Source organism: Bordetella genomosp. 9 (genome assembly GCF_002119725.1).
GTDB lineage: Bacteria > Pseudomonadota > Gammaproteobacteria > Burkholderiales > Burkholderiaceae_B > Bordetella_C.
Window position 1 is genome coordinate 1,306,449 of sequence record NZ_CP021109.1, and the last position, 22,391, is coordinate 1,328,839.

General features: G+C 66.3%; 18 protein-coding genes. 12 read left to right on the forward strand and 6 right to left on the reverse strand.

Annotation, left to right across the window (positions count from 1 at the left end):
* Positions 1–27: 27 nt before the first annotated feature.
* The gene (locus tag CAL13_RS06090; protein WP_086071831.1) at positions 28–510 is read right to left on the reverse strand and encodes a DUF2946 family protein; all 483 of its coding nucleotides are present in this window, start codon (positions 508–510) and stop codon (positions 28–30) included.
* Between the two features lie 687 nt (positions 511–1,197).
* Between CAL13_RS06090 and CAL13_RS06095 the strand changes: the two genes are divergently transcribed.
* Positions 1,198–3,723: a hypothetical protein gene (locus CAL13_RS06095; protein WP_157664815.1), complete on the forward strand. Its 2,526-nt coding sequence runs from the start codon at positions 1,198–1,200 to the stop codon at positions 3,721–3,723.
* A gap of 7 nt (positions 3,724–3,730) precedes the next feature.
* On the opposite strand, the gene CAL13_RS06100 is transcribed toward CAL13_RS06095, so the two are convergent.
* Entirely contained in the window at positions 3,731–4,099 is a 369-nt protein-coding gene (locus tag CAL13_RS06100) for a DUF2784 domain-containing protein (RefSeq protein ID WP_086073533.1), read from the reverse strand.
* A gap of 121 nt (positions 4,100–4,220) precedes the next feature.
* On the opposite strand from CAL13_RS06100, the gene CAL13_RS06105 reads away from it, so the two are divergent.
* From CAL13_RS06105 to CAL13_RS06115, 3 genes are all read left to right on the forward strand, one after another.
* Complete coding sequence (locus CAL13_RS06105) at positions 4,221–4,592, forward strand: response regulator transcription factor (protein WP_086056616.1); 372 nt, start codon at positions 4,221–4,223, stop codon at positions 4,590–4,592.
* Between the two features lie 133 nt (positions 4,593–4,725).
* Positions 4,726–6,246, forward strand: coding sequence for an aldehyde dehydrogenase family protein (locus CAL13_RS06110; RefSeq protein ID WP_086071833.1), 1,521 nt, complete (start codon positions 4,726–4,728; stop codon positions 6,244–6,246).
* 53 nt (positions 6,247–6,299) lie between these two features.
* Entirely contained in the window at positions 6,300–6,923 is a 624-nt protein-coding gene (locus tag CAL13_RS06115; RefSeq protein ID WP_086059286.1) for an FMN-binding negative transcriptional regulator, read from the forward strand.
* 60 nt (positions 6,924–6,983) lie between these two features.
* Here the strand turns inward: CAL13_RS06115 and CAL13_RS06120 are convergent, their stop codons facing one another.
* From CAL13_RS06120 to CAL13_RS06135, 4 genes are all read right to left on the reverse strand, one after another.
* On the reverse strand, positions 6,984–9,698 hold the full coding sequence (locus CAL13_RS06120) for a mechanosensitive ion channel family protein (protein WP_086071834.1): 2,715 nt from the start codon (positions 9,696–9,698) through the stop codon (positions 6,984–6,986).
* Between the two features lie 100 nt (positions 9,699–9,798).
* Entirely contained in the window at positions 9,799–10,278 is a 480-nt protein-coding gene (locus CAL13_RS06125) for a winged helix-turn-helix transcriptional regulator (RefSeq protein WP_086071835.1), read from the reverse strand.
* A gap of 150 nt (positions 10,279–10,428) precedes the next feature.
* Positions 10,429–11,574 carry a PQQ-dependent sugar dehydrogenase gene (locus CAL13_RS06130; protein WP_086071836.1) on the reverse strand — a complete coding sequence of 382 codons (1,146 nt, stop codon included), beginning with the start codon at positions 11,572–11,574 and terminating at the stop codon, positions 10,429–10,431.
* Positions 11,575–11,673: 99 nt separating this feature from the next.
* On the reverse strand, positions 11,674–12,762 hold the full coding sequence (locus CAL13_RS06135) for an Ldh family oxidoreductase (RefSeq protein WP_086071837.1): 1,089 nt from the start codon (positions 12,760–12,762) through the stop codon (positions 11,674–11,676).
* Positions 12,763–12,944: 182 nt separating this feature from the next.
* Between CAL13_RS06135 and CAL13_RS06140 the strand changes: the two genes are divergently transcribed.
* From CAL13_RS06140 to CAL13_RS06175, 8 genes are all read left to right on the forward strand, one after another.
* Positions 12,945–13,892, forward strand: a complete 948-nt coding sequence (locus CAL13_RS06140) for a LysR family transcriptional regulator (protein ID WP_198297923.1) — start codon at positions 12,945–12,947, stop codon at positions 13,890–13,892.
* A gap of 129 nt (positions 13,893–14,021) precedes the next feature.
* Positions 14,022–15,527: an ABC transporter substrate-binding protein gene (locus tag CAL13_RS06145; RefSeq protein WP_086056623.1), complete on the forward strand. Its 1,506-nt coding sequence runs from the start codon at positions 14,022–14,024 to the stop codon at positions 15,525–15,527.
* 79 nt (positions 15,528–15,606) lie between these two features.
* Entirely contained in the window at positions 15,607–17,403 is a 1,797-nt protein-coding gene (locus CAL13_RS06150; protein WP_086073534.1) for a gamma-glutamyltransferase family protein, read from the forward strand.
* A 396-nt stretch (positions 17,404–17,799) separates the two neighbouring features.
* Complete coding sequence (locus CAL13_RS06155; RefSeq protein WP_086071839.1) at positions 17,800–18,963, forward strand: porin; 1,164 nt, start codon at positions 17,800–17,802, stop codon at positions 18,961–18,963.
* Between the two features lie 559 nt (positions 18,964–19,522).
* The gene (locus tag CAL13_RS06160; RefSeq protein ID WP_086056626.1) at positions 19,523–19,882 is read left to right on the forward strand and encodes an NADH-quinone oxidoreductase subunit A; all 360 of its coding nucleotides are present in this window, start codon (positions 19,523–19,525) and stop codon (positions 19,880–19,882) included.
* A 42-nt stretch (positions 19,883–19,924) separates the two neighbouring features.
* Entirely contained in the window at positions 19,925–20,404 is a 480-nt protein-coding gene (locus tag CAL13_RS06165; protein WP_066353485.1) for a NuoB/complex I 20 kDa subunit family protein, read from the forward strand.
* 49 nt (positions 20,405–20,453) lie between these two features.
* Positions 20,454–21,083, forward strand: coding sequence for an NADH-quinone oxidoreductase subunit C (locus CAL13_RS06170; protein ID WP_086056627.1), 630 nt, complete (start codon positions 20,454–20,456; stop codon positions 21,081–21,083).
* Between the two features lie 2 nt (positions 21,084–21,085).
* Positions 21,086–22,342: an NADH-quinone oxidoreductase subunit D gene (locus tag CAL13_RS06175; RefSeq protein ID WP_086056628.1), complete on the forward strand. Its 1,257-nt coding sequence runs from the start codon at positions 21,086–21,088 to the stop codon at positions 22,340–22,342.
* Positions 22,343–22,391 lie beyond the last annotated feature (49 nt).

Below are 22,391 nucleotides of genomic sequence, written 5' to 3' on the forward strand. Positions count from 1 at the left end.
GGGAGTACGAGAGAAATGCGGCGGAGATCAGGCGAGGGGAGGCGCGCGCGAGCCCAATGGCGGGCCGGCGGGCGGCATCGGCGGCAGGGCCGCGTGCGGAACGATATGCGTTGCGGCGTCGGCCGCGGACGCGAGCAGAGGGGAAACGACGGCGGGCGGCAGATGCAGGGCGATATGCGCCACGGCCCAGAAGGGGCATTCCGCGCCGGCGGCCTGATCCGGTCCCTGATCATGGGTGCCGTGAAGGTGAGCGCTGCCGCCTTCGTGCTGAGCGGCGGCGTCCATGCCGGCGTGGTCATGACCATGATGCAGGTCACGCAGCAATTGGCCGATGGGCACGGCGCCCATCGATGTACACAGGCTGATGCGCAGCTGGCCCTGCCGCAGCGCATGCGGGTCCGGCATATAGCCGGCCGGTATCAGCGCCCGCACGCTGACGGCCAGCAAAAGCAGGCACATCAGCACGCGTGCGCGAGCGGTCGCGCGAAGGGTCCGGGCAGCGGGCAGCATCGGGAAATTCTACGCCATGCGGTTTCCGCGTCTCACCGCCGCAGCGGCTTCCTGCCTTCCTACCTGGCCGTCAGACGCCATCCCGCTGCAATCGGCAAGCGCGACGCATCATCGCGCCACCGTCCGGCACCGTGGCGTCGAACAGTTCTCTAAGATGCGCCGCAGCAACGGCCGATGGTCCTATTTTTTGTAGGTCATTGACGTCATCGGCCGCTGCGTTCAGGAGCGATAACGATGCCGAAAGTCAACGCCGCAGCGGGTGCCGGTACGGCCGCGATGCGGCCGGTGCGCATGCCGGCATTCCGGGTCCGTCCAGCCCATCCGCGCGCGACGAGTGCTCTTTCAGGGAGCCGTGTAATGAAGCGCCGGGCGCTGTCGGGAAAACCACGGCCCGTGCTGAAGGGCGCCACTGAAGTGATGGCGCAGCTTTCCCATCCATTGCCGCCGGCCGAAGCCGCGCCCGCGCGCCGGCACGGTCCGGCGCCATGCCGCATCGCCGCGCCGTCTCCGCCGACCGGGCGGCGTCCGGAAATTCCCGATATACCGCTTCACGCCAGGGACGGCGCCATACGGCGGGATATGGCGGTAAAAATTCTTCAGCGCGTGGAAGCGCGGCTGGCGGAGCAGCTGAGGGACGCCAATGCGGCGCCTCCTCGTATTCAAGGCGCCATGCAGCGTCACCACCGTATGCTTCAGCGCCTCCGGGAAGACATGGCGTCGCGGCTGGCGTCATCGCCTCACCGTGTGCCGGACGACGAGCTCGCGGATGGCCCGAATGCGGTCCCGGACCGGGGCCTGGAGTGGACGGAGCATGCGCAGCTGGCGCAGGCGCTGCGGCAGACGCGCAAATCGCTCCGTGCCAAGCCGTCGCTGCTCGCGCGCCTTTGGCGAGCTCTATATCCGCCCGCCCGCAAGCGTCCCGGGTATCGGCCCGATGCTTTGCTGGAAATGCTCCTGCGGCATTTCGAAGTGCAAGTGCTCGGCGGATGGGCCGCGCTTGCGCGCGTGCAGATCGAACGGGCCAAGGACTCCGGTTTCGCGCCTTACTCCCATGCCGGCGAGAGCCGTTCGGAGTTCCTGGGCGGACAGACGACCGTGTCCGCGTCGTCGGTCGCCGGTGTTCCCGTCGGCGTGGTCGTCGGGCTTACCGTCCGCGGGCGCGATCTGGCCGCCTGCGATGACGGCAGCATCGAACAAGCGCGGTGGACGTCAGGCACCGCGGGAGCAGCGCTGTCCGCCAATTTCGGGGCGGTCAAGGGGAACGTGTCCTTCACCGGCAGCTACAAGCGCCGGCATGGCATGTTCTTCAACGACGTCGCACACCTGGTGCGATCCAGCAAGGGCGTCGCGCATGGCGAAGCGCTGTCCGGGCCCGGCATGGGCGAACTGAAAAAAGCCTGGGGCAAGCGGCGGTTGGTGGGATCGACCGGTCTTTCGCTGCGTCAGCTCGATGCCATCCAGGAAAATGCCTACGCTGAGCGGGATATTTTTGCCAAAGCGGTGGGGCCGCTGGACTTGAACCCTGGCACGCGTTCCGATGGACTCCATATGGTTGCAGTGGATGCGCGAGCGCCGGATGAAGTGCTGCCGTCCGCCTTCACCTCTTCGACCTGGACGGCCGCGGCCGAGGCCGGCTTTCAGGCGGGATTGCTGCAAGTACTGGGCGCAAGCGCGACTTTGAATGCGGCGATCTCTGCGACCGACCTCGCTATCCGCCCGCGGGTGGGGTTCTGGGATGCCGTACGCGGCGTCGATACGGGGGCGTCCACGGTGGACGCCGAGGCCCGGGCCGAGCGCGTCTCGGCTTTGCAAGACGCCGGCCGCCGCATCGAGGGCGCGCTTGCGCACCTTCCATCCTTGCGCAACACCGCTGAGGGCCGGCTGGTAACCGAGCCATTCCGCATCGGCGTCGCGACGGCTGCGCAATTGCGCGGGCTGCTGGATGACATGGAGCAGGAATTCGAACGTTATTGCTATGCCCGCCGTCAGATCGCCGCGGGCACGCCCCGGTACAAGGCCATGGCGCGTCACATTGAACAGAGCTGGGGCGTTCAGGGAGCCGCTGGCGAAAAGGCCATGTACGCCTATGTGCAACGCCTCGGTATCGTGCATGCGCTGGCGGGGCTGCGCATGCAGGCGCTGGGCGAAACCGATGATCTGGCGCAGGCGCATGGCCGGCTCGCGCGCAAGCTCGATGCGCCCGGGATCCCTTCCTACGATCGCGCCAAGGCCCAGCGGTACACCACGTTCGGCAATGAACTGAAGGTGACGCTGAGGAATATCCCCGTGTCGATCAAGGGCCAGGCGGGCCTGTTGCGAAATGCCGAACGGGCCGGCATGGGAGCTTTCGCGCAAGTGGAAGCAAAAGCGGAAATCTGCGTCAGGCGCGACTGGAACATGTTGCGCGACGGCGACTACCTGTATTTGTCCGTGGACCTTGGCGGCCAGGTGGCGGCAGATGTCCACCTGCCTGCCGTCGGGCAGTTTCTGTCGGATCGGCTTCCCGGCCTGGGACCGGAACTCCTGACCCAGGCGTTGGAGCCGGCGGCGGAGGCATTGAAGGACAGCCTCATGCTGGGCCAGCAAGTGAGCGGCTCGCGGCGTTGGACGTGGACTTTCTTCCAGCCGCGAGACGGGGGCAACGCAAGCGCGATGCGGCTGCAACACTTTCGCGTGACCGCCGGGCATGGCGGACCCGTGCACGATAAGCGGCACCTGCTGTCGGAAAAAATGGGCACGCATACGCTGTCGTATCTGTTCATGCGGCATCACGCCTATTTCTCCGCCGGGTCAGGCGACCGCGCGGGACACTGGGAGCGGTTTTGCAGCGGCCATCGCGGCGAGATCGACAGAATCATGGCCGGGCTTGGAGAGGAAGAAACCACGGTCCGCGGCGAAGCGGCAAGGTATTGGGATCAAGTCATCGCCGCGGACCGGCATCGTCGCAGCGAGGATCGAAGGGCGGTTGCGACGCTGGCGCCGCAGGAGACGTCCGATCTGTCCGCCCCGCTCATCCGCCAGCGCGAAGCATTCTTCCGCGCCATGTCGTCGTACGCCAATGCCCTCAAAGCGGGCAAAGACGCCGAAACGGCCGGGGCGCGTCAGGCGGCTTGGGAGGCCCTGGAAGAATTGCTCGAAGCCCATACGCAGCCATGGCGCGATGCCAGGGGGCGCCACATCCGACGCAGCGCCAGCATCCCGCTTTTGCACTAGGGCGTGGTTAACGCCGGAAGGAGCCCCGGCGGTACAGGAGCAGGTAGATCGCGGCATTGCCGCCCAGCAATAGCGCGGCAAGCAGCGCCTGGACAGGACGCGTCAGGCCTGGCGGGTAGAGCAGCGGCATCAGGTATTGCTGCACGAAGTCGCCCGCATAGGGCGTCAGCCCGGCTTGCTCGCGCAGTGCGTTTTCCAGCGGGGTGAGCGGACAGATCCACCCCATGCCGGCAGCGGCGGCGCCCCACGCGAGCGCTGGAAGGTGCAGCCAGATCAGCCATCGTTTCCAAAAGCCTGCCAGTGCGCCGAACACCACCCATGCGACAAAGAGCGCATGCAGCAAAAGGACGGCGTTCGCCAGAAAATGATAGGTCATACGCATGGCATAAATGGGCACGGCGTTTGCTACCGCGGCCCGTTCGCCGGACCGGACCCGCTTTCTTTTCCGGTCCACGGCGTTAGCATAAAGGGATCGCGCCCGGCGCGACGGAGTGAACATGGCAAAAATCATGGTGGTGGACGACGAGGCCACCTTGGCGAACGTGATCCGGGAGGCGCTGACCGGCGCCGGCCATACGGTATACATCGAAAACGAAGGGCTGGCGGCCCTGACCCGCATGCTGGAAATAAAACCCGACCTGGTGGTTTCGGACGTCATGATGCCCGGCATGGGCGGCGCGTCGCTTTTGACCGCGATGCGCGACAACGCCTACCTGGGCGAGGTGCCGGTCATCGTCATGAGCGCCCTGCCAGAGGAAATGGTCAGCCAGGCATGCAGCGGGTATGCCTATTCCGCCTATATCGCCAAGCCGTTCGACCTGTCCGAAATGATGGACACGGTCGAACGGGTGCTGGAACGGAACGCGTAGCAAAACGCGCGGTTCGTCTACGACGGCCCGCCGACGCAGGGAGAACCAGAGGCCCCGGCCATGTGTGGCGAGGGCCCCGCGCAGCACTGTGCCAACCTGGATCCCGCCACGGGATCGCATGAGGAGACAAACCATGGACAGTCCCGCAGACCTGAAAACCCGCCCGGCCCTGTCGCCCGCCATCGAGCAATGGCTTTCGCAGCCGCGCGCCATGCTTATCGACGGACGCTGGGTGAACGCGCAATCCGGCAAGTCCTTCGAAGTGCGCGACCCCGCCACCGGGGAAGTCATCGCGCAGGTGGCCGAGGGCGACAAGGCCGACATCGATCTGGCCGTGAGGGCGGCCAGGCAGGCCTTCGAAAGCGGCCCGTGGCCGCGCATGACGGCGTCCGCCAGGGGCCGCCTGATCCATCGTATCGGCGACCTTATCCTGGAGCACGCGGACGAATTGGCCGAGCTGGAAGCCATCGACAACGGCAAGCCGAAGACGGTTGCGCGCGTCGCGGACGTCGCCCTGTCGGCTGACATGTTCCACTACATGTCCGGCTGGACCACCAAGATCGAAGGCAAGACCATACCGATCTCGGCGCTGGCGGCGCCTGGCATGGAGTTCCTTTCGTATACACGGCCGGAACCGATCGGCGTGGTGGGACAGATCATCCCTTGGAATTTTCCCCTGCTGATGGCCGCATGGAAGCTGGCTCCCGCCTTGGCGACGGGTTGCACGGTGGTCCTGAAGGTGGCCGAAGAAACACCGCTGTCGGCGCTGCGCCTGGGCGAGTTGCTTTTGGAGGCGGGGCTGCCCAAAGGCGTGGTGAACATCGTTCCGGGATTCGGCGAAACCGCGGGTGCGGCATTGGCCGCGCATCCCGGTGTGGACAAGGTTGCGTTTACCGGGTCCACGGAGGTTGGAAAGCTCATTGTCCAGGCCGCCTCGCGGGACCTCAAAAAGGTCAGCCTGGAGCTGGGAGGCAAATCGCCCAACATCGTCCTGGGCGACGCGGACCTGGATATCGCGATCCCGGGCGCGGCGGCGGCGATTTTCTTCAACCATGGACAGTGCTGCAACGCCGGCTCGCGGCTGTACGTGCAGCGGAATGTGTTCGACCAGGTGGTCGCGGGCGTCGCCGAGATGGCTGGCAAGATCACGCTGGGCCACGGTCTGCTCGAAAGCACGCAGATGGGTCCATTGGTGTCGCAAGTGCAGTACGAGCGCGTCACGGGCTATCTGGAATCGGGCAGGACGCAAGGGGCCCGCGCGGTCTGCGGCGGCAAGGGTCTGGGCGGGGAGGGCTACTTCGTCGAACCCACCATCCTGGTGGATACCAAGCCCGATATGAAGGTGGTGCAGGAAGAGATCTTCGGCCCCGTCCTGGTGGCGACGCCTTTCGATGAAGTGGACGACGCATTGATCGCGGAGGCCAACAATACCGTTTATGGACTGGCCGCCGGCGTGTGGTCGCGCAGCGAGGGCCGCGCCACGCAGATCGCCAACCGGCTGCGGGCGGGAACGGTATGGATCAATTGCTACCACGTCTTCGACGCCGCCTTGCCGTTCGGCGGATACAAGCAGTCCGGATGGGGGCGTGAAATGGGCCAGGCGGTATTGAACAACTACCTGGAAACCAAGGCCATCACGACGCGGATCGCCTAGCGCGCGGGGCGGGCGGCATGGCCCATAATGCCGGCTTGTCCCTGGAGACCGCCATGTACATCCCGTCCGCCTTTCGCGTAGATGACCTTTCCGCCATTCATGCGGCGCTGCGCGATGCGCGTCTGGCCCAGCTGGTAACGGCGGGGCCGGACGGCATCGTCGCCACGCCGCTGCCAATGCTGCTGGAGACCGGCGAAGGCGGCCAGGGCGTACTGTACGGACACATGGCACGCGCCAATCCACAGTGGAAGGCGCCCGTCAACGGCGATGCCCTGGCCATCTTCATGGGTCCGGATGCTTACGTGTCGCCGTCCTGGTACCCCGGAAAACAGCGCGACGGCAAGGTCGTGCCCACCTGGAACTATCTGGCCATCCACGTTTATGGGCCCGTCGAGTACTTCGACGATGCGGATCGCCTGCGCAAGGTCGTGACGGCCCTGACGGCGCGGCATGAGGCCGGACGGCCGCAGCCCTGGGCGGTCTCGGACGCGCCGGCCGACTACATCGCCGCCATGCTCAAGGGGATCGTGGGTGTGCGTCTGCCCATCGCACGTATCGAAGCCAAGCGCAAGATGAGCCAGAACCGCAGCGAGGAAGACCGTGCCGGCGTGGCCGCCGGACTGGCGGCCAGCGATGATCCGCTGGATCGCGCCGCCGCCGCGCTCGTACCGCGCTGAGCTGGCTGGCTCCCGATCGGACGGACGGCGCCGGGCCGGCGATATCCGGCCGGATCGCGGTCACGCGCCAGCCGGCCGCTGGCCATCGTCGCGCGACGGCCCCTTTGCGGGCGCCGATCCATCGCCCGGGGTCCCTGGCGTGGCAAGCGGCGACCCATCAGCCGGCAGCAGCAGGCTGGCGCGCGGATTGGCGATTTCGATGCCGAGTTCACGGAATCTTTCCAGGATCCGGCGGTTGATCTCCCGCTGCACGCCCCAGCGGCCCTTGTCGCTGCAGCGCATCTGCCCGACCAGGGTGATCATGGAGCCGTCCACCGAGTCGACGCCCCAGACCTCGATGTCGTTCAGTATCTGGTCCTGGAAGGCGGGGTCGGCCCGCAGCGCGGCGCCGATCTGTTTCAGTTCGCTGACCACGCGGTCGATATCGGTGTCATAGGCAACGCTGATACGGACGGCGGCGTTGCCGATGCCGCGGTTGCTGTTGGTGACCGTCGACACGGAGCTGAAGGGAACGATATGCAGGGCGCCGTCGCCCCCGCGCACCCGCACCGTCCGTATCGACAGATATTCGACGCTTCCGGATACGCCCGCGACAGTGACCCAATCGCCCACCCGCATTGCGTTTTCCATCAACAGGAATATGCCGGTGATGAAGTCCTGAACCAGCTTCTGCGAGCCGAAGCCCAGCGCCACGCCGATGATGCTGGCGCCGGCAAGCAGGGGCGTGGTGTTGATGCCGATCTGGTTCAGGGCGGTCAGGCCGACGATCAGCGCCACCACGATGAAAAGCGCGGTGCGCAGCATCGGCAGCAGCGTGCGCAGCCGGGCGGCGCGCACCATATCGCCCTGGCGTTGCCAGCGTTGCAGGCGCCGCTCCACGGCGTATTGCGCCGCCTCCCACACCAGGATGGCGACGATGACGGCCACCACGATCGTCAGCGCCGCCCCCGCCATGCTGCGGCCCAGCGTGCCGGGCGCGAACCAGTCCAGGGCGTCCAGGCCCCATGATTCGAACAATGCGATCACCGTGCAGAGCGTAATGACGACGGAGACCAGGCCGCGCATCCACGGGTAGTAGCGGTCCGATAGACGGGCGCCGCGTTGGGCGCCGCCATTGGCGGCGTCCGTTGCGGCCTCGGTCTTGTCCGGCGTGAACAGCCGGCCCAGCGCGCCGAGCAACAGGATAGCCAGAAGGCGCGCCGCCACCAGCACCGCCGCTGAGACGAGTACGAAATGGACGAGTTTCGGAAAGCCGTCCTCCACCCCCAGGGCCCATACCACCCATATGCCCATGACAAGCACGACGGCGATCACGGCCCAGGCATCGGCGAACCAGTTGCGGGCGACCGCCAGAGGGCCGCTTGCGCCGGCTGGCGCCCGCAGGGCGCTGCGCACGGGCCGCCGCAGTTTGACGATCAGCACGACGGCGCCAAGATGCACCAGAAGCGACACTGCCTTGATGAACGCGCCGCGCAGGCCGAGACCGGCGCCGAGCAGGGCGGCGGCGTCGGCGACCGCCATGCCGAATACCGCCAGGCCGACGATGCGGCGGGTCCAGGTCAGCAGCAAGGCCGCCGTGGCGGGCCCGATATCCAGCAGACGCAGGCCCTGGCCCGCGGGCGACACCAGCAGACGCATCACCGCCATGGTCAGCCGCAGCGCGACATAGGCCTGGATGAAGTCGGCCGTCACGGCCACGGTCCGGGGATGGCTGCCGGCGAATAGGCGCAACGCCAGGCTTGCCGCCACGAAGAAGAGCGCGATCGGAAGCACGTCCAGGACCAAGGCGCCGAGCGCGTAGGGCAGATTGCGCAGCGTGCGCCAGTGCTGGCGCGAGTGCTTGCGCGTTTCCTCGTCGACCTTGCGGGCCGGCTCGACGGGGCGGTCCGCATCGGAAGCGGGCGGCGCGCCGGCGGCGTTCTCGCGTCCCACGGGCACCGGCTCGACGCTGTCAACGCCGTCGCGATGCGCATGCACCAGCGCCACGCCCTCGTGTGCCGGCCGCAGCCCGGCCTGCGTGGCGTCGGCAGGCGCATCTGCCGCCGCATCCTGGCGCACGCCGTGCGCGGTCTCCAAGGCGGACGCGGCCCGGGCGCCGTCATGGCGTTGCGCCAGCCGGTCCGCATGCTCGGCCAGCGCCTGCCGGGGGCGCCGCAGCGCCCGGTGCAGCGCCCATTCCAGCGCCAGTCCAAGCGCGAACGTCCCCAGCAGCGCCAATGCGACCCGCTCCATCAGCCGCTTGTTTGCCGGCGTCATGACGGTGTTCGATTGCGCCAGCAAAGCGGGGATGGCGATGGCGGCGTCGCGGATCACGCCCAATTGCCCGACGAAGTCATCCATCCAATCGTCCAGGCTGCGCAGCGTGCGTGCCATCAGGCCGCCCGCCTCCAGCGGCACGATGGTGTCCGGCGCCGCGGCGCCGCTGCCGTCGGTGGCAGCCTCGCCCGGCGCGCTGTTGGCCGGCTCTGCCGGCGGAGGGCTGCCGGCGGGGGTGGAAGCGGCGGTGTCCCCCGCCGCAGGCGCGCCCTGCGCCGCCGCTGTCGCGCTCGACGCCGGCGCTGCGGCTGCGATGGCTCTGAGGGTGCGCAGCAATTCCGCGCGCCGCGTGTCGTCCTGCAGGATATCGATGGCGCGCTGGGCGTCCGCCGCCGTGATGGCGGGGGCCGAAGCGCTGGGCGGCGATGGCGCCTGCGCTTGCGCCGCGGCGCCTGCACGCATGAGGAGAAAAACACAGCTGAAGGCCAGCGCTGCCTTGATGAAGTCGCTTTTGTGCATGCCAACGGGCCGGCGCGAGGCGCACCGGCGGACAATCAAAAGCGAACGCCAGAGCAAGCGCTGTACCCGCGTACGGGCCTGGCGGACGTCCCCGCGCGGCTCAATAAAGCCCGGGTTCGGCCCTGGCAAGCACGCGCTGCGTGTCCGTGTGCAGCAGCGCGGGCCGGGCCAGAACGCCCGCCATGACGCCGGCCGGGTCGTCCAGCGCATCGGCTTCGCGCGCCGTCATCACCGGTTCCACGGCCGCATCGCACTCGGCCAGCGCGGGCGCGTGCTTGTCGCCCCACTCGCGCAACGCCGCCAGCACAGGGAGCAGGTCGCGCCCCTTTGCCGTCAGCACGTATTCGCGATAGACGCTGCCGTCGGAAGCCGGCGCGATGGCAAGGACTTCGCGATCCACCAGCATGCGCAGGCGCGTCGTCAGGATATTGCGGGGAATGCCCAGGTTTTTCTGTATCGCGTTGAAGCGCCGTACATCCTTGGCGACGTCCCTCAGGATCAACAGCGTCCACCAATCGCCGATGCTGTCCAGGGCTCTGGCGATGGGGCAGGGGGATGCGTGAAGACTTTTTCTTTTCATCGATTCGCTCCTTTTCAGTCGCAAGCGTGGCCGGGCCACGAGGATCGCGCGTAATAAGCGCCGCGCGCGGCGGCGGTGCTGCGATGCCCGGCTGCAACCGGCCGGGCGAACCAACAAAATCGAATACCGGCGGGGCCGCGCCGGTACGATCTAGCGTCGCGGGGTGAGCCGCAGGAGCCGCGCATCGTCGCCGTCCTCGATTACCCACAAGGCGCCGTCGGGGGCGACCGCCACGTCGCGAATGCGCTGGCCCATGTCCCACAAGTCCGCCTGTACCGCGCCGCCCTTGCCATCGAACTGAATGCGCGCCAGGGCCCGTGCGCGCAGACCGCCGATGAAGGCGGAACCCTGCCATTGCGGGAAAAGCGGCCCCTGGTAGAAGGCCAATCCCGCCGGGGCAATCACCGGGGTCCAGTAAATGACAGGCGCTTCGAACTCGGGCCGCGTCGCGTGGCGGGGAATCGGCGTGCCGTTGTATTCGTCGCCGTTCGAGACGATGGGCCAGCCGTAATTGCGGCCCGCGATCAGAAGATTCAGCTCATCGCCGCCGCGCGGACCCATCTCATGCAGCCACAAGCGTCCATCGGGAGCGAAAGCCAGCCCGTAGGGGTTGCGGTGACCGGTCGTCCAGGTCTGCGCGCGCACCCCGCCCTGCGCATGCCAGGGGTTGTCCGGCGGCGTGCTTCCGTCCAGGTTCAGGCGCAATACCTTGCCCAGCGCCTGGTCGGGATCCTGGGCGGTGTCAGGCCGCATGCGGTCCCCGGAAGTCAGGTAAAGATGCCGGCCTTCCGGATCGAAGGCGATGATGCCGCCCGGCTGTCCGCCCGATCCCTTGGGAAGTTGGCGCCAGATCACGGCCAGCCCGCTCAGCGCGGGACCGCCGCCGTCCTCGCTCAGCCGGGCGCGCGCCAGCGCGAGGCCGCCGCCTCCCTGCCCCGGCTCCACATAGCTGAGGTAAACGACGCGGTCCTGCGCGAACGTCGGCGCAAGGGCGACGTCCAGCAGCCCGTTCTGGCCGCCATAGGCCACCTTCGGCACGCCGGCCACGCGCTGTTGCCGGCCGTCGGGGCTGACCAGCAGCAGGCGGCCCGGCTTCTCGGTGATCAGCATCCGGCCGTCGGGCAGGAAAGCGATGGCCCAGGGGCGATCCAGCGCGGTCACCGGCGTGGCGGCAAAAGGCTTGTCCTGGCTGGGCTTTTGCGCGCCGGCATTGGTCTCGGCGGCGGCCATGGGCAGCGCCGCGCCGAGCGCGGCGGCCGCGACGGCCAGGGCGCAAGCGATGCGAGCGAGCTGCATGGTCCAGACCTCCTCCCTCGTGACGGCACGGCGGAAAGCAAATCCGCCGGCCCCGTGTTTTGCGGCGCGCGCCGCCTCCTGCCGTCCGCCGCCGCCGCTTCAGCCGTCCAGCGGCGCCACGCCGACGCTTTCGGCCAGCGCGTCCAGCGCCGTCCGAAGTTCCGCGTGAATGGGCACGCCGTGGGCGGCCCGTTCTTCGAACGTGCGATGGGACTGCTCCCCCGGCAGCCGGATCTCATCCCAGCCCGGCAGCCGCGGCGACGATTTCATCTGCGCCCAGATATCGTCCACCTGTTCCTCGAACTCGCGCAGCGGCATGAATGCTTCCACGTCCACCGCGATGACGGTGTGGCCGGTGTTCGTCGTCGTGGCATAGTCCCGATTGAAGTCCACGACGTCCTTGCCGAAGGCCGCGCCGTTCAGCGTGCCGGCCAGCAGACCGAACATCAGCGCCAGGCCATAGCCCTTCGCGCCGCCGATGGGCAGCAGGAAACCCTCGTTCGAGCGTTTCGGGTCCAGCAGCGGTTTGCCGTCGCGCCCCACCATCCATCCTTCGGGCATCGTTTCGCCACGCTGCGCCTTGGCCTTGACCTTGCCGTACGCCGCGTTCGTGGTGGCCATGTCGAGCACGATGGGCGGACGCGAATGGCCCGGCACCGCGATGGCGATGGGATTGGTCGACAGCAGCATCTCCGTGCCGCCCCATGGCGGCATGTGGTTGGCGCTGCCCACCGCCATATAGATACCGATCATGCCGTGCCTGAGCGGCATGCGCGCATAGATGCCTGCCGGTCCGGCGTGGTTGCTCATGCGCGCGCCCACCCACGCCACGCCGGTATAGCGCGCTTTCTGCACCGCCAGGTCGGCCGCCTTTTTCATGATCAGGTGGCCGATGCCATTGTCGCCGTCGAGCAGCGCCGAGCCCGCGCGTTCCTCCACGATGCGGATGTCCGGCCGCATGTTCATGCCGCCGGCCCGGATCCGCTTGACGTAGGCAGGCAAACGAAAAACGCCGTGTGCATCCGCGCCGCGCGCATCCGCTTCGGCAATGATGGCGCCCACGGTGCGGGCGTCGGGTTCGGGCATGCCCACGGCGGTCAGCACACGGGCGACGAAATCCTGAAGTTGCGCAATGGAGACCGAGGTGGCGCTGGCCACGGCGGCGGGAGCATTCGATACAGAGGGCATCCGATGAACCAAGCTGCTTGTAGCGGCGAGCGATAGGCCCGCCATATCAAATTGAGCTGAGGAGGCTGAGTATAGGAAGGCGGCCCCGCAGCAGACCAATGCTGATTTTTTGCGCAGCCATAACAGTCTGTTCTAGACTCCGTTCCGCCCGGCAGTCTCGCGGGCTGACTCGGAGGGAAGGGATGAACCTGAAAGCCTTGCGCTATTTCGTCGCCATTGCCGACTCGGGGAGCTTCACCGCCGCCGCCGCCCTGGTGCGCATCGCCCAGCCAGCGCTAAGCCGCCATATGCGCGAGCTGGAAGCAGAGCTTGGCGTGCCGCTGCTGCGCCGCAGTGCAAGAGGAGCGATGCTGACGCAAGAGGGCGTCACGCTCTATGAATCGGCGCGGCGCATCCTGGCCGAGGCGGAGCAGGTCCGCGCGCAGCTGACGGCCCGCGCCGAGCTGGGGCAGGCCACCATCACGGTGGGCGCGTCCCCCACGCTCGGCCAAGTCCTGCTGCCCGGCCTGTTCGAACGTTGCGACAGCGGGTTGGGCGGATTCCGGATCCTGTTGCGCGAGGCCTTCACCCCCATCCTCTCGGACTGGCTGGAACGCGGCATGGTCGATGCCGCGTTTCTGACCAACGCCGACAGCTCGCGGGATTTCGACCTGCACCATCTCTGCACCGAGCCCTTCGCGCTGATCACCGCCGCACCGCGCCGCATCGCTCCCATCGTTGCCGTTTCCGACCTGCCCGGGATACCTTTGCTGATGACGCGTTTCCACCGCAGTATCGTGGAGCGGCAACTGGACGTCGTCGGCGGCCGCCTGAACGTGCATGCCGAAGTCGATTCCGTCGCGTCCATCTGCGAATTGGTCATGCGAGGCCGTTGGACGACGCTGATGCCCGTGTCGGTGTTCAGCCGGCAGCGGGAGGCGCGCGCGGTGGCGGTATCCGAGGTCGCCGGCGTGCAGCTGAACCGCCTGCTGATGCTGGGCACGCGCCGCGACGGCAAGTCCAACGCCGGCATTGCGCTGTTCACCGAGCTCGTCAGGGCGGAATGCGAGGATCTGCTCGCCAAGGGCGTATTCAGTTTTTCCGACGGCCCCCGCGCCGCCGCACGCGGGGGCGCGCGAAGCCGGAAGTGACGGCGGGCTGCATCACGCCGCGTCAAGGACGGATGTATCGGCTTCGATACAATCGCCGCTCCGATCTGCCAGCGGCGCGCGTAGGGCGGGCATTTTCGTGGCGGGATCCCGAATCGATGGAGGACTTTCATGCGTAAACTCTGCCTTGCCCTGACCGTGGCCGGCATGCTGGCCAGCAGCGCCGCAATGGCGCAATCCACGCTGCGCATCGGCTTGCAGGACGATCCCGATGTGCTCGATCCTGTGCGCGCCCGTACTTTCGTGGGGCGCATCGTGTTCGCCTCGCTGTGCGACAAGCTTGTCGACATCACGCCGGATCTGAAGATCATTCCCCAGTTGGCGGTCTCCTGGTCCACCAGCCAGGATGGCAAGACGTTGACCATGAAGCTGCGCAAGGGCGCCGTCTATCACGACGGCACGCCCATCGACGCCGCCTCGGTCAAGGCCAACCTGGACCGCGCCCGCACGCTGGCCGACAGCAACCGCAAGAGCGAGCTGGTGACCCTGGCCAGCGTCGATGCCCCGGATGCCGAAACCGTCGTGCTGCACCTGACCGAGCCGGACGCGTCGCTCCTGTCTCAGCTGTCCGACCGCGCGGGCATGATGATGTCGCCGGCTTCCTTCGACAAGGATCCGGGCAGCAAGCCGGTGTGTTCCGGCCCTTACCGCTTCAAGGAGCGGGTGCAGAACGATCGCATCGTGCTGGAGAAATTCCCGCAGTATTGGGACGCCGCCGACTACCACTTCGATCGCGTCGTCTTCACCCCCATTCCGGATGCCACCGTGCGCGTCAACAATCTGCGCGCGGGGGATCTGAACATCATCGAACGCGTCGCGCCGTCCGATGCCAAGGCCGTGAAGGAAGACCCCACGCTGCGGCTGGCCCCCGTCACGGGACTCGGCTATCAATCGATGTCGGTCAACCTCGCCAACGGCGCGCGCGCCAACAACCCGCTGGCCAAGGACAAGCGCGTGCGCGAGGCCCTGGACCTGGCCATCGACCGCGATGCCATCAACCAGGTGGTGGGCGAGGGCATGTTCCAGCCGGCCTACCAGCCTTTCCCGCCTGCCAGCTTCGCCTACGACAAGCGTTTCGAGCGCAGCGGCCGCGATCCCAAGAAGGCGCAGCAGCTGCTGAAGGCGGCGGGCTACGACCGCGTCAAGTTCGAAATCACTTATGGCAACAACACCACGATGCAGCAGGTCTACGAGCTCATCCAGGCCATGGGCGCGGAAGCAGGCTTCGATATTTCGCTGCGGCCCGTGGAGTTCGCCGCACTGCAATCCGCGCTGGCGCGGGGCGATTTCGAGGTGGGGCAGAGCGGCTGGTCCGGCCGTGTCGATCCCAGCGGCAACATCTTCCAGTACATGTCGAGCAAGGGCAGCCTGAACGACGGCAAGTTCAGCAACGCCGAGGCGGACAAGCTGCTTACCCAGGCCCGTGCCGAGTCCGATGAGGCGAAGCGCAAGGCCCTGTACGGCAAGGTGATGGAGATCATGCATGAGGAAGATCCCATCATTTACCTGTTCTACCTGCCCTGGACGTTCGGCGTGCAGAAGCAGGTGCAGGGCTTCGTGCCGTACCCGGATGGCCTGATCCGCCTGAAGGGCGTCACCATGGCGGCCAAGAAGTAAACGCAGGGAAAAAGTGAAGGCAAAGTAAAGGCAGGCGCACACCTCCCCGCCAGGGGGCGGCTCAGCGGAGACAGACATGATGTTCACCACCCGCCCCGAGATCATGGGCACATTCGGCGTCGTGACGTCGACGCATTGGCTTGCCACCGCCGCCGGCATGGCGATGCTCGAGCGCGGCGGCAACGCCTTCGACGCCTGCGTAGCCACCGCCTTCGTCCTGCAGGTCGTGGAGCCGCATCTGGTGGGCCCCGCCGGGGAAGTGCCCATCCTGTTCTATTCCGCGGCTACCGGCCGCGCCGAGGTGCTGTGCGGGCAGGGCACCACACCGGCGGCGGCGACGCTGGACCGTTTCCGCGCCGAAGGCCTGGCGCTGATCCCGGGCAACGGCCTGCTGCCGGCGGTGGTGCCCGGGTCCTTCGATGCATGGATGCTGCTGTTGCGCGACCACGGCACGATGTCGCTGCGGGACGTCCTGGAGCCCGCCATTTACTACGCGGAAAGCGGGCATGCTTTGATGCCGCGCATCTCCAACACCATCGCGAGCCTGAAGGATTTCTTTGAAAAGCACTGGCCCACCAGCGCCGATATCTATCTGCCAGGCGGCAGCGTCCCGGCGCCGCGCCAGCGCTTCCGCAATCCGCGCCTGGCTCAGACCTGGCAGCGGGTGCTGCGCGAGGCCGAATCGGCGGGTGCCGACCGCCAGCGGCAAATCGAGGCCGCGCGCGACGCGTTCTATCGCGGTTTCGTGGCCGAGGCCGTGGACCGTTTCGCCCGCCAGCCGGTGATGGACGAAAGCGGTACGCCGCACGCCGGCGTCATCACCGGCGATGATTTGGCCCGGTGGTCGGCCACCTACGAAGCGCCGCAAACTTACGACTACGAAAACTACACGGTCGCGAAAGCCGGCCCCTGGAGCCAGGGGCCGGTGTTCCTGCAGACCCTGGCGCTGTTGAAAGAGGCCGACCTGGGCAGCGTCGGGCCGGCCAGTCCGGAATTCGTGCATCGCCTCACCGAGGCGATGAAGCTGGCTTTTGCCGACCGCGAGGTGTATTACGGCGATCCCAGCTTCGTCGATGTCCCGCTGGACGTGCTGCTGTCCGAAGACTACAACGCGCCGCGCCGCGCCCTGATCGGCGACCGCGCCTCGCACGAGCTCCGCCCCGGAACGGTGCCTGGCTACGAAGCGCAGTGCGCCCGCATGCTCGACGTGCTGCAGCGCCTGTCGCGGGTGTCGGGCTCGGACATGGTCGGCAACGAGCCAACCATGGCGGAAATGCGTGCGTCGGTGAAGCGTGGCGATACCACCCATGTCGATGTCATCGACCGCTGGGGCAATATGGTTTCCGCCACCCCGTCCGGAGGCTGGTTCCAGTCTTCCCCGGTCATTCCCGAGTTGGGCTTCGGCCTGACGACCCGTGCCCAGATGTTCTGGCTGGAAGCCGATCTGCCCGGGACGCTCGCGCCCCGCAAGCGGCCGCGCACCACGCTGACGCCGTCGCTCGCGCTGCGCGACGGCCGTCCTTACATGGTGTTCGGTACGCCGGGCGGCGACCAGCAGGAGCAATGGCAGCTGCAGTTGTTTTTGCGCCACGTTCATCATGGGCTGAATCTGCAGGAAGCCATCGACCAGCCCATGTCGCACACCTCGCATTTCCCAAGCTCCTTCTATCCCCGCGAGCGCAAGCCCGGCCACCTGGCCCTGGAGCAAAGCTTCGGCGGGGAAACGATCGACGCCTTGCGCGCGCTGGGGCACCAGGTGGAAGAGATGCCGGCCTGGTCGGTCGGGCGCCTCACCGCCGCTTCCCTGGACGAAGAGGGCTTCATGCACGCGGCCGCCACCCCGCGCCTGATGCAGGCGTACGCCGCCGGCCGCTGACCCGGCCCGGGTGTGGAAGGCCGGCCTGGATGCCGTATCGGGCGGAACGCCGGCGATGCGATCTTCCGTAGGCGAAGCGCCGCTCGGCGGCGACCGTGGCGTCGACGCCGCACCTGTGGCCGGAGGGACGCGCCCAACCGTTGCCTCCGGAACCGGCTGCCGATATCCTTCACGCAGGCCATTCAAACGGGGACGTAGTGTGGAACGCACGGCGACACCGTGTTGTATGGACCCAACAAAGCTTGGGTGCAAAGCCCTCGTTTTGCGGCACGACCATAGCCAGTCCCCCTGTTTTTTGATGCAATAGCGTCAACTTCCCTTCGCGGAGTTAGGGGGGCGGCAGGCTGGTTTGCTGGATTGCTGCTCTTGTCACTCAAATCAACGGAGATTTCTTAAATGAAAAAGACTCTGCTCGCTGCCGCCCTGCTCGCCGGTTTCGCCGGTGTTGCACAGGCAGAAACGTCCGTGACCCTGTACGGGATCCTGGACACCGGTATCGGTTACCAGAACATCAAGGGCGACGGCTTCGATAAGCAATCGAAGTTCGGCATGATCAACGGTGTTCAGAACGGTTCCCGCTGGGGTCTGCGCGGCTCGGAAGATCTGGGTGACGGTCTGCGCGCGGTCTTCACCGTCGAGTCCGGCTTCAATTCGGGCAACGGCAACTCCGCTCAAAACAACCGCTTGTTCGGTCGTCAGGCCACCATCGGTCTGGCCAGCAACAGCTGGGGTCAACTGGACTTCGGTCGTCAGACCAACGTCGCTTCCAAGTTCTTCGGTTCGATCGACCCGTTCGCTGAAGGCTTCGGTCTGGCCAACATCGGTACGGCGTTCAGCTCGTCCAACACGACCCGCTACGACAACCTGGTCCTGTATCAATCGCCCGTGTTCGGCGGCTTCCAGCTGGGCGCCGGCTACTCGTTCAACATCGACGACAACGATGCTGGCGACACCGGCTTCCGCACGAACGAAAACCAGCGCGGCATCACCGCCGGTCTGCGTTACGTCAACGGTCCTCTGAACCTGGCTGCCGGCTACGACCAGATCAACCGTCCGCATACCGCTGCTGATACCAACAGCGACGCCGCCGGTACCGGCGACCGCATCCGCGCCTGGCTGGTTGGCGGCGCTTACGACTTCGAAGTCGTCAAGCTCTCGCTGGCCTACGGTCAGACCCGCGGCGGCTGGATCCAGGCTTCGAGCCTGACCGGTCTGTTCACCAGCGGCGGCAACCCCCTGGGCAGCAGCTTCTTCCCGAGCAACATCTACAGCGACGACTTCAAGACGAAGCAGTGGATGGTCGGTCTGAGCGCTCCCATCGGCGGCGCCACCAGCGTCTTCGGTTCGTGGCAGCGTGTGAACGTCTCCGACAGCAGCCTGTACACCTCGGGCACGTACCTCGGCGAAGACAGCAACATGAACGTCTACTCGCTGGGCGTGACGTACGACCTGTCCAAGCGCACCAACCTGTACGCTCTGGGTTCCTACACGAAGAACTACGGCTTCGTGGACGATCTGAAGAGCACGGTTGTCGGCGTCGGTATCCGTCACCGCTTCTAAGCAATACCGGCGTCCGGGCGATTCGTCGCCCGGCGCCGATCGCATCGCGCCAGGGCGGGGTTCAATCCGTCCGGTGCAAGCGAATCGGGCCCGCCGATCCTGTATCGGCGGCGCTTGTTCAAGCCACCCTTCGGGGTGGCTTTTTGCTTTTGGCTGCTTTGGGTCGCCTAGCCGCCTTGGGTCCGCTTCAGCCCGCTTGGGTCCGCTTGGGTCCCTTGATTCCCTCGAGTCCTTGGATCCGGTCCTTGGGTCTTTTCAGGCGCTTGCGGCGCTTTATTCCAGGCCGCTCGGCAGAGAGGCTTTTTTGTATTTGCGTTCGGATTTTGTTATCGTTTCCGGCGAGGAAGGCGCGGCGGCGGTCGGCGGATCCGGCCCACATTATCTTCCCGGCCTTCCCCCACAAGATGTTCACTCCTGGCTTCGCGCCGCTCGCGCGCGAACGCGGAATCGCCCAATCAGCGGCGTCCGCGATCCTCTCCTCCGGCTACAGAGTTCAGCGGGAAGTAACGACGCGAATGCTACAATCGACAGGTTTGAGCATTACACGGACGCGCCCAAAATGAACCTGCAACAGTATTTCCCCGTTCTGCTATTCATCATTGTGGCGACGCTGATCGGCTTCGCGTTGATCACCGCGGGCTCGCTGCTTGGGCCGCGGCGTCCCTATGCGGAGAAACTCTCCGCGTACGAGTGCGGCTTCGACGCCTTCGAAGACGCCCGCATGAAGTTCGACGTGCGCTACTACCTCGTCGCCATCCTTTTCATCCTGTTCGACCTCGAAATCGCCTTCCTGTTTCCGTGGGCCATCGCCCATGGCGCCGTGGGTCTGGTCGGTTTCTGGACCGTGATGATTTTCCTGGCGGTCCTTACGGTGGGTTTCATCTACGAATGGAAGAAGGGCGCGCTCGATTGGGAATGACGCTTACCTGCGCATTTCCTGTCCACGCCACCAGAGAGCAATATGGCTATTGAAGAAGGCATCCACAAGCAAGGCTTCATCACGACGAGCGCCGACAAGTTCATCAACTGGGCCAAGACGGGTTCCATGTGGCCGATGACGTTCGGCCTGGCCTGTTGCGCCGTGGAAATGATGCATGCGGGCGCGGCTCGTTATGACCTGGACCAGTTCGGCATCATCTTCCGCCCCAGCCCGCGCCAGTCGGACCTGATGATCGTCGCCGGCACGCTGTGCAACAAGATGGCGCCGGCCCTGCGCAAGGTGTACGACCAGATGCCGGAACCGCGCTGGGTCGTATCCATGGGTTCGTGCGCCAATGGCGGCGGCTACTACCACTACTCCTATTCGGTGGTGCGCGGCTGCGACCGTATCGTCCCCGTGGACGTATACGTGCCGGGCTGTCCGCCCACGGCCGAGGCGCTGGTCTACGGTCTGCTGCAAATGCAGAACAAGATTCGCCTGACCAACACCATCGCGCGCTGAAGCGGGCGTCGCCCCGCTGCGCGTGTCTCGGCTTACCTAATCGTTGAAGATGATGACCAGGCTCGAAACCCTGAAAACCAATCTGCAAGCCGCGTTCGGCGAAACGCTTGCCCTGACGGAAGCCTTGGGCGAGTTGACGCTGGAAGTGCCGGCGGCCCAGTGGGTCTCCGTGTGCAATCGTCTGCGCACCGATCCGGCCCTGCAATTCGAAACCTGTCTCGACCTGTGCGGCGTGGACTACCTGAGCTGGGGCAACGGCACCCGCCAGGTGGCGGAAGATCGCATCGCCAGCCGCGGCCAGCGGGGCCGCTTCGCGGTGGTCATTCACCTGCTGTCCATCGAGCATAACTGGCGTCTGCGCGTGCGCACCTGGGCCCCGGACGACGATTTCCCCATGGTGTCGTCGCTGATCGAGTGCTGGCCGTCGGTGGGCTGGTACGAGCGCGAAGCGTTCGACCTGTTCGGCATCGTGTTCGAAGGTCATCCCGACCTGCGGCGCATCCTGACGGACTACGGCTTCATCGGCCACCCGTTCCGCAAGGACTTCCCCTTGTCCGGCAATGTGGAAATGCGCTACGACCCCGAGCAAGGCCGCGTCATCTACCAACCGGTCACCATCGATCCGCGTGAACTCACGCCGCGCGTCGTGCGCGAAGACACTTACGGAGCCGGTCGCTGATCATGGCTGAAATCAAGAACTACACCCTGAACTTCGGTCCCCAGCACCCGGCCGCGCACGGCGTGCTGCGTCTCGTGCTGGAACTGGACGGCGAAGTCATCCAGCGCGCCGACCCCCATATCGGACTGCTGCACCGCGCCACCGAAAAGCTGGCCGAGCACAAGACCTTCATCCAGGCGCTGCCCTACATGGACCGCCTGGATTACGTGTCCATGATGTGCAACGAGCACGCCTACGTCATGGCCATCGAGAAGCTGCTCGGCATCGAGCCGCCGCTGCGGGCGCAATACATCCGCGTCATGTTCGACGAAATCACGCGGATTCTGAATCACCTGATGTCGCTCGGCTCGCACGCGTTGGACGTGGGCGCCATGGCGGTCTTCCTGTACGCCTTCCGCGAACGCGAAGACCTGATGGACTGCTACGAAGCGGTGTCGGGCGCGCGCATGCACGCTGCCTATTACCGCCCGGGCGGCGTGTACCGCGATCTGCCGGACAGCATGCCGCAGTACGGCGAGCCCAGCAAATTCCGCGGCGAAAAAGAGCTGCGCGCCATGAACGAAGCGCGTTCGGGCTCGCTGCTCGATTTCATCGAGGACTTCACGAACCGCTTCCCGGCCTGTGTCGACGAATACGAAACCCTGCTGACCGACAACCGCATCTGGAAGCAGCGGCTGGTGGGCATCGGCGTGGTTTCGCCGGAGCGGGCCAAGGCGCTGGGCTTTACGGGCCCGATGCTGCGCGGCTCTGGGGTCGCCTGGGACCTGCGCAAGACGCAGCCGTACGAGGTCTACGATCTGCTCGATTTCGACGTGCCGGTCGGCGTGAACGGCGACTGCTACGACCGCTATCTGGTGCGCGTCGCGGAAATGCGGCAGAGCAACCGCATCATCCGCCAGTGCGTCGAGTGGCTGCGCAACAACCCCGGCCCCGTCATGATCGACAACCACAAGGTCGCGCCGCCCAAGCGCGCCGCCATGAAGAGCAACATGGAAGAGCTGATTCACCACTTCAAGCTCTTCACGGAAGGCTTCCATGTGCCGCCGGGCGAGGCCTACGCCGCCGTCGAGCATCCCAAGGGCGAGTTCGGCATCTATCTGGTGTCCGACGGCGCGAACAAGCCGTATCGCCTGAAGATCCGCGCGCCCGGTTTCGCTCACCTGCAGTCGCTGGATGAGATGACCCGCGGCCACATGATCGCGGACGCGGTCACCGTCATCGGCACGCAGGACATCGTGTTCGGCGAAATCGACCGCTAGGGAACGCCGCGCGACCTCGAAGAAGACCCCCGCAGGGGCCTCTTGCATA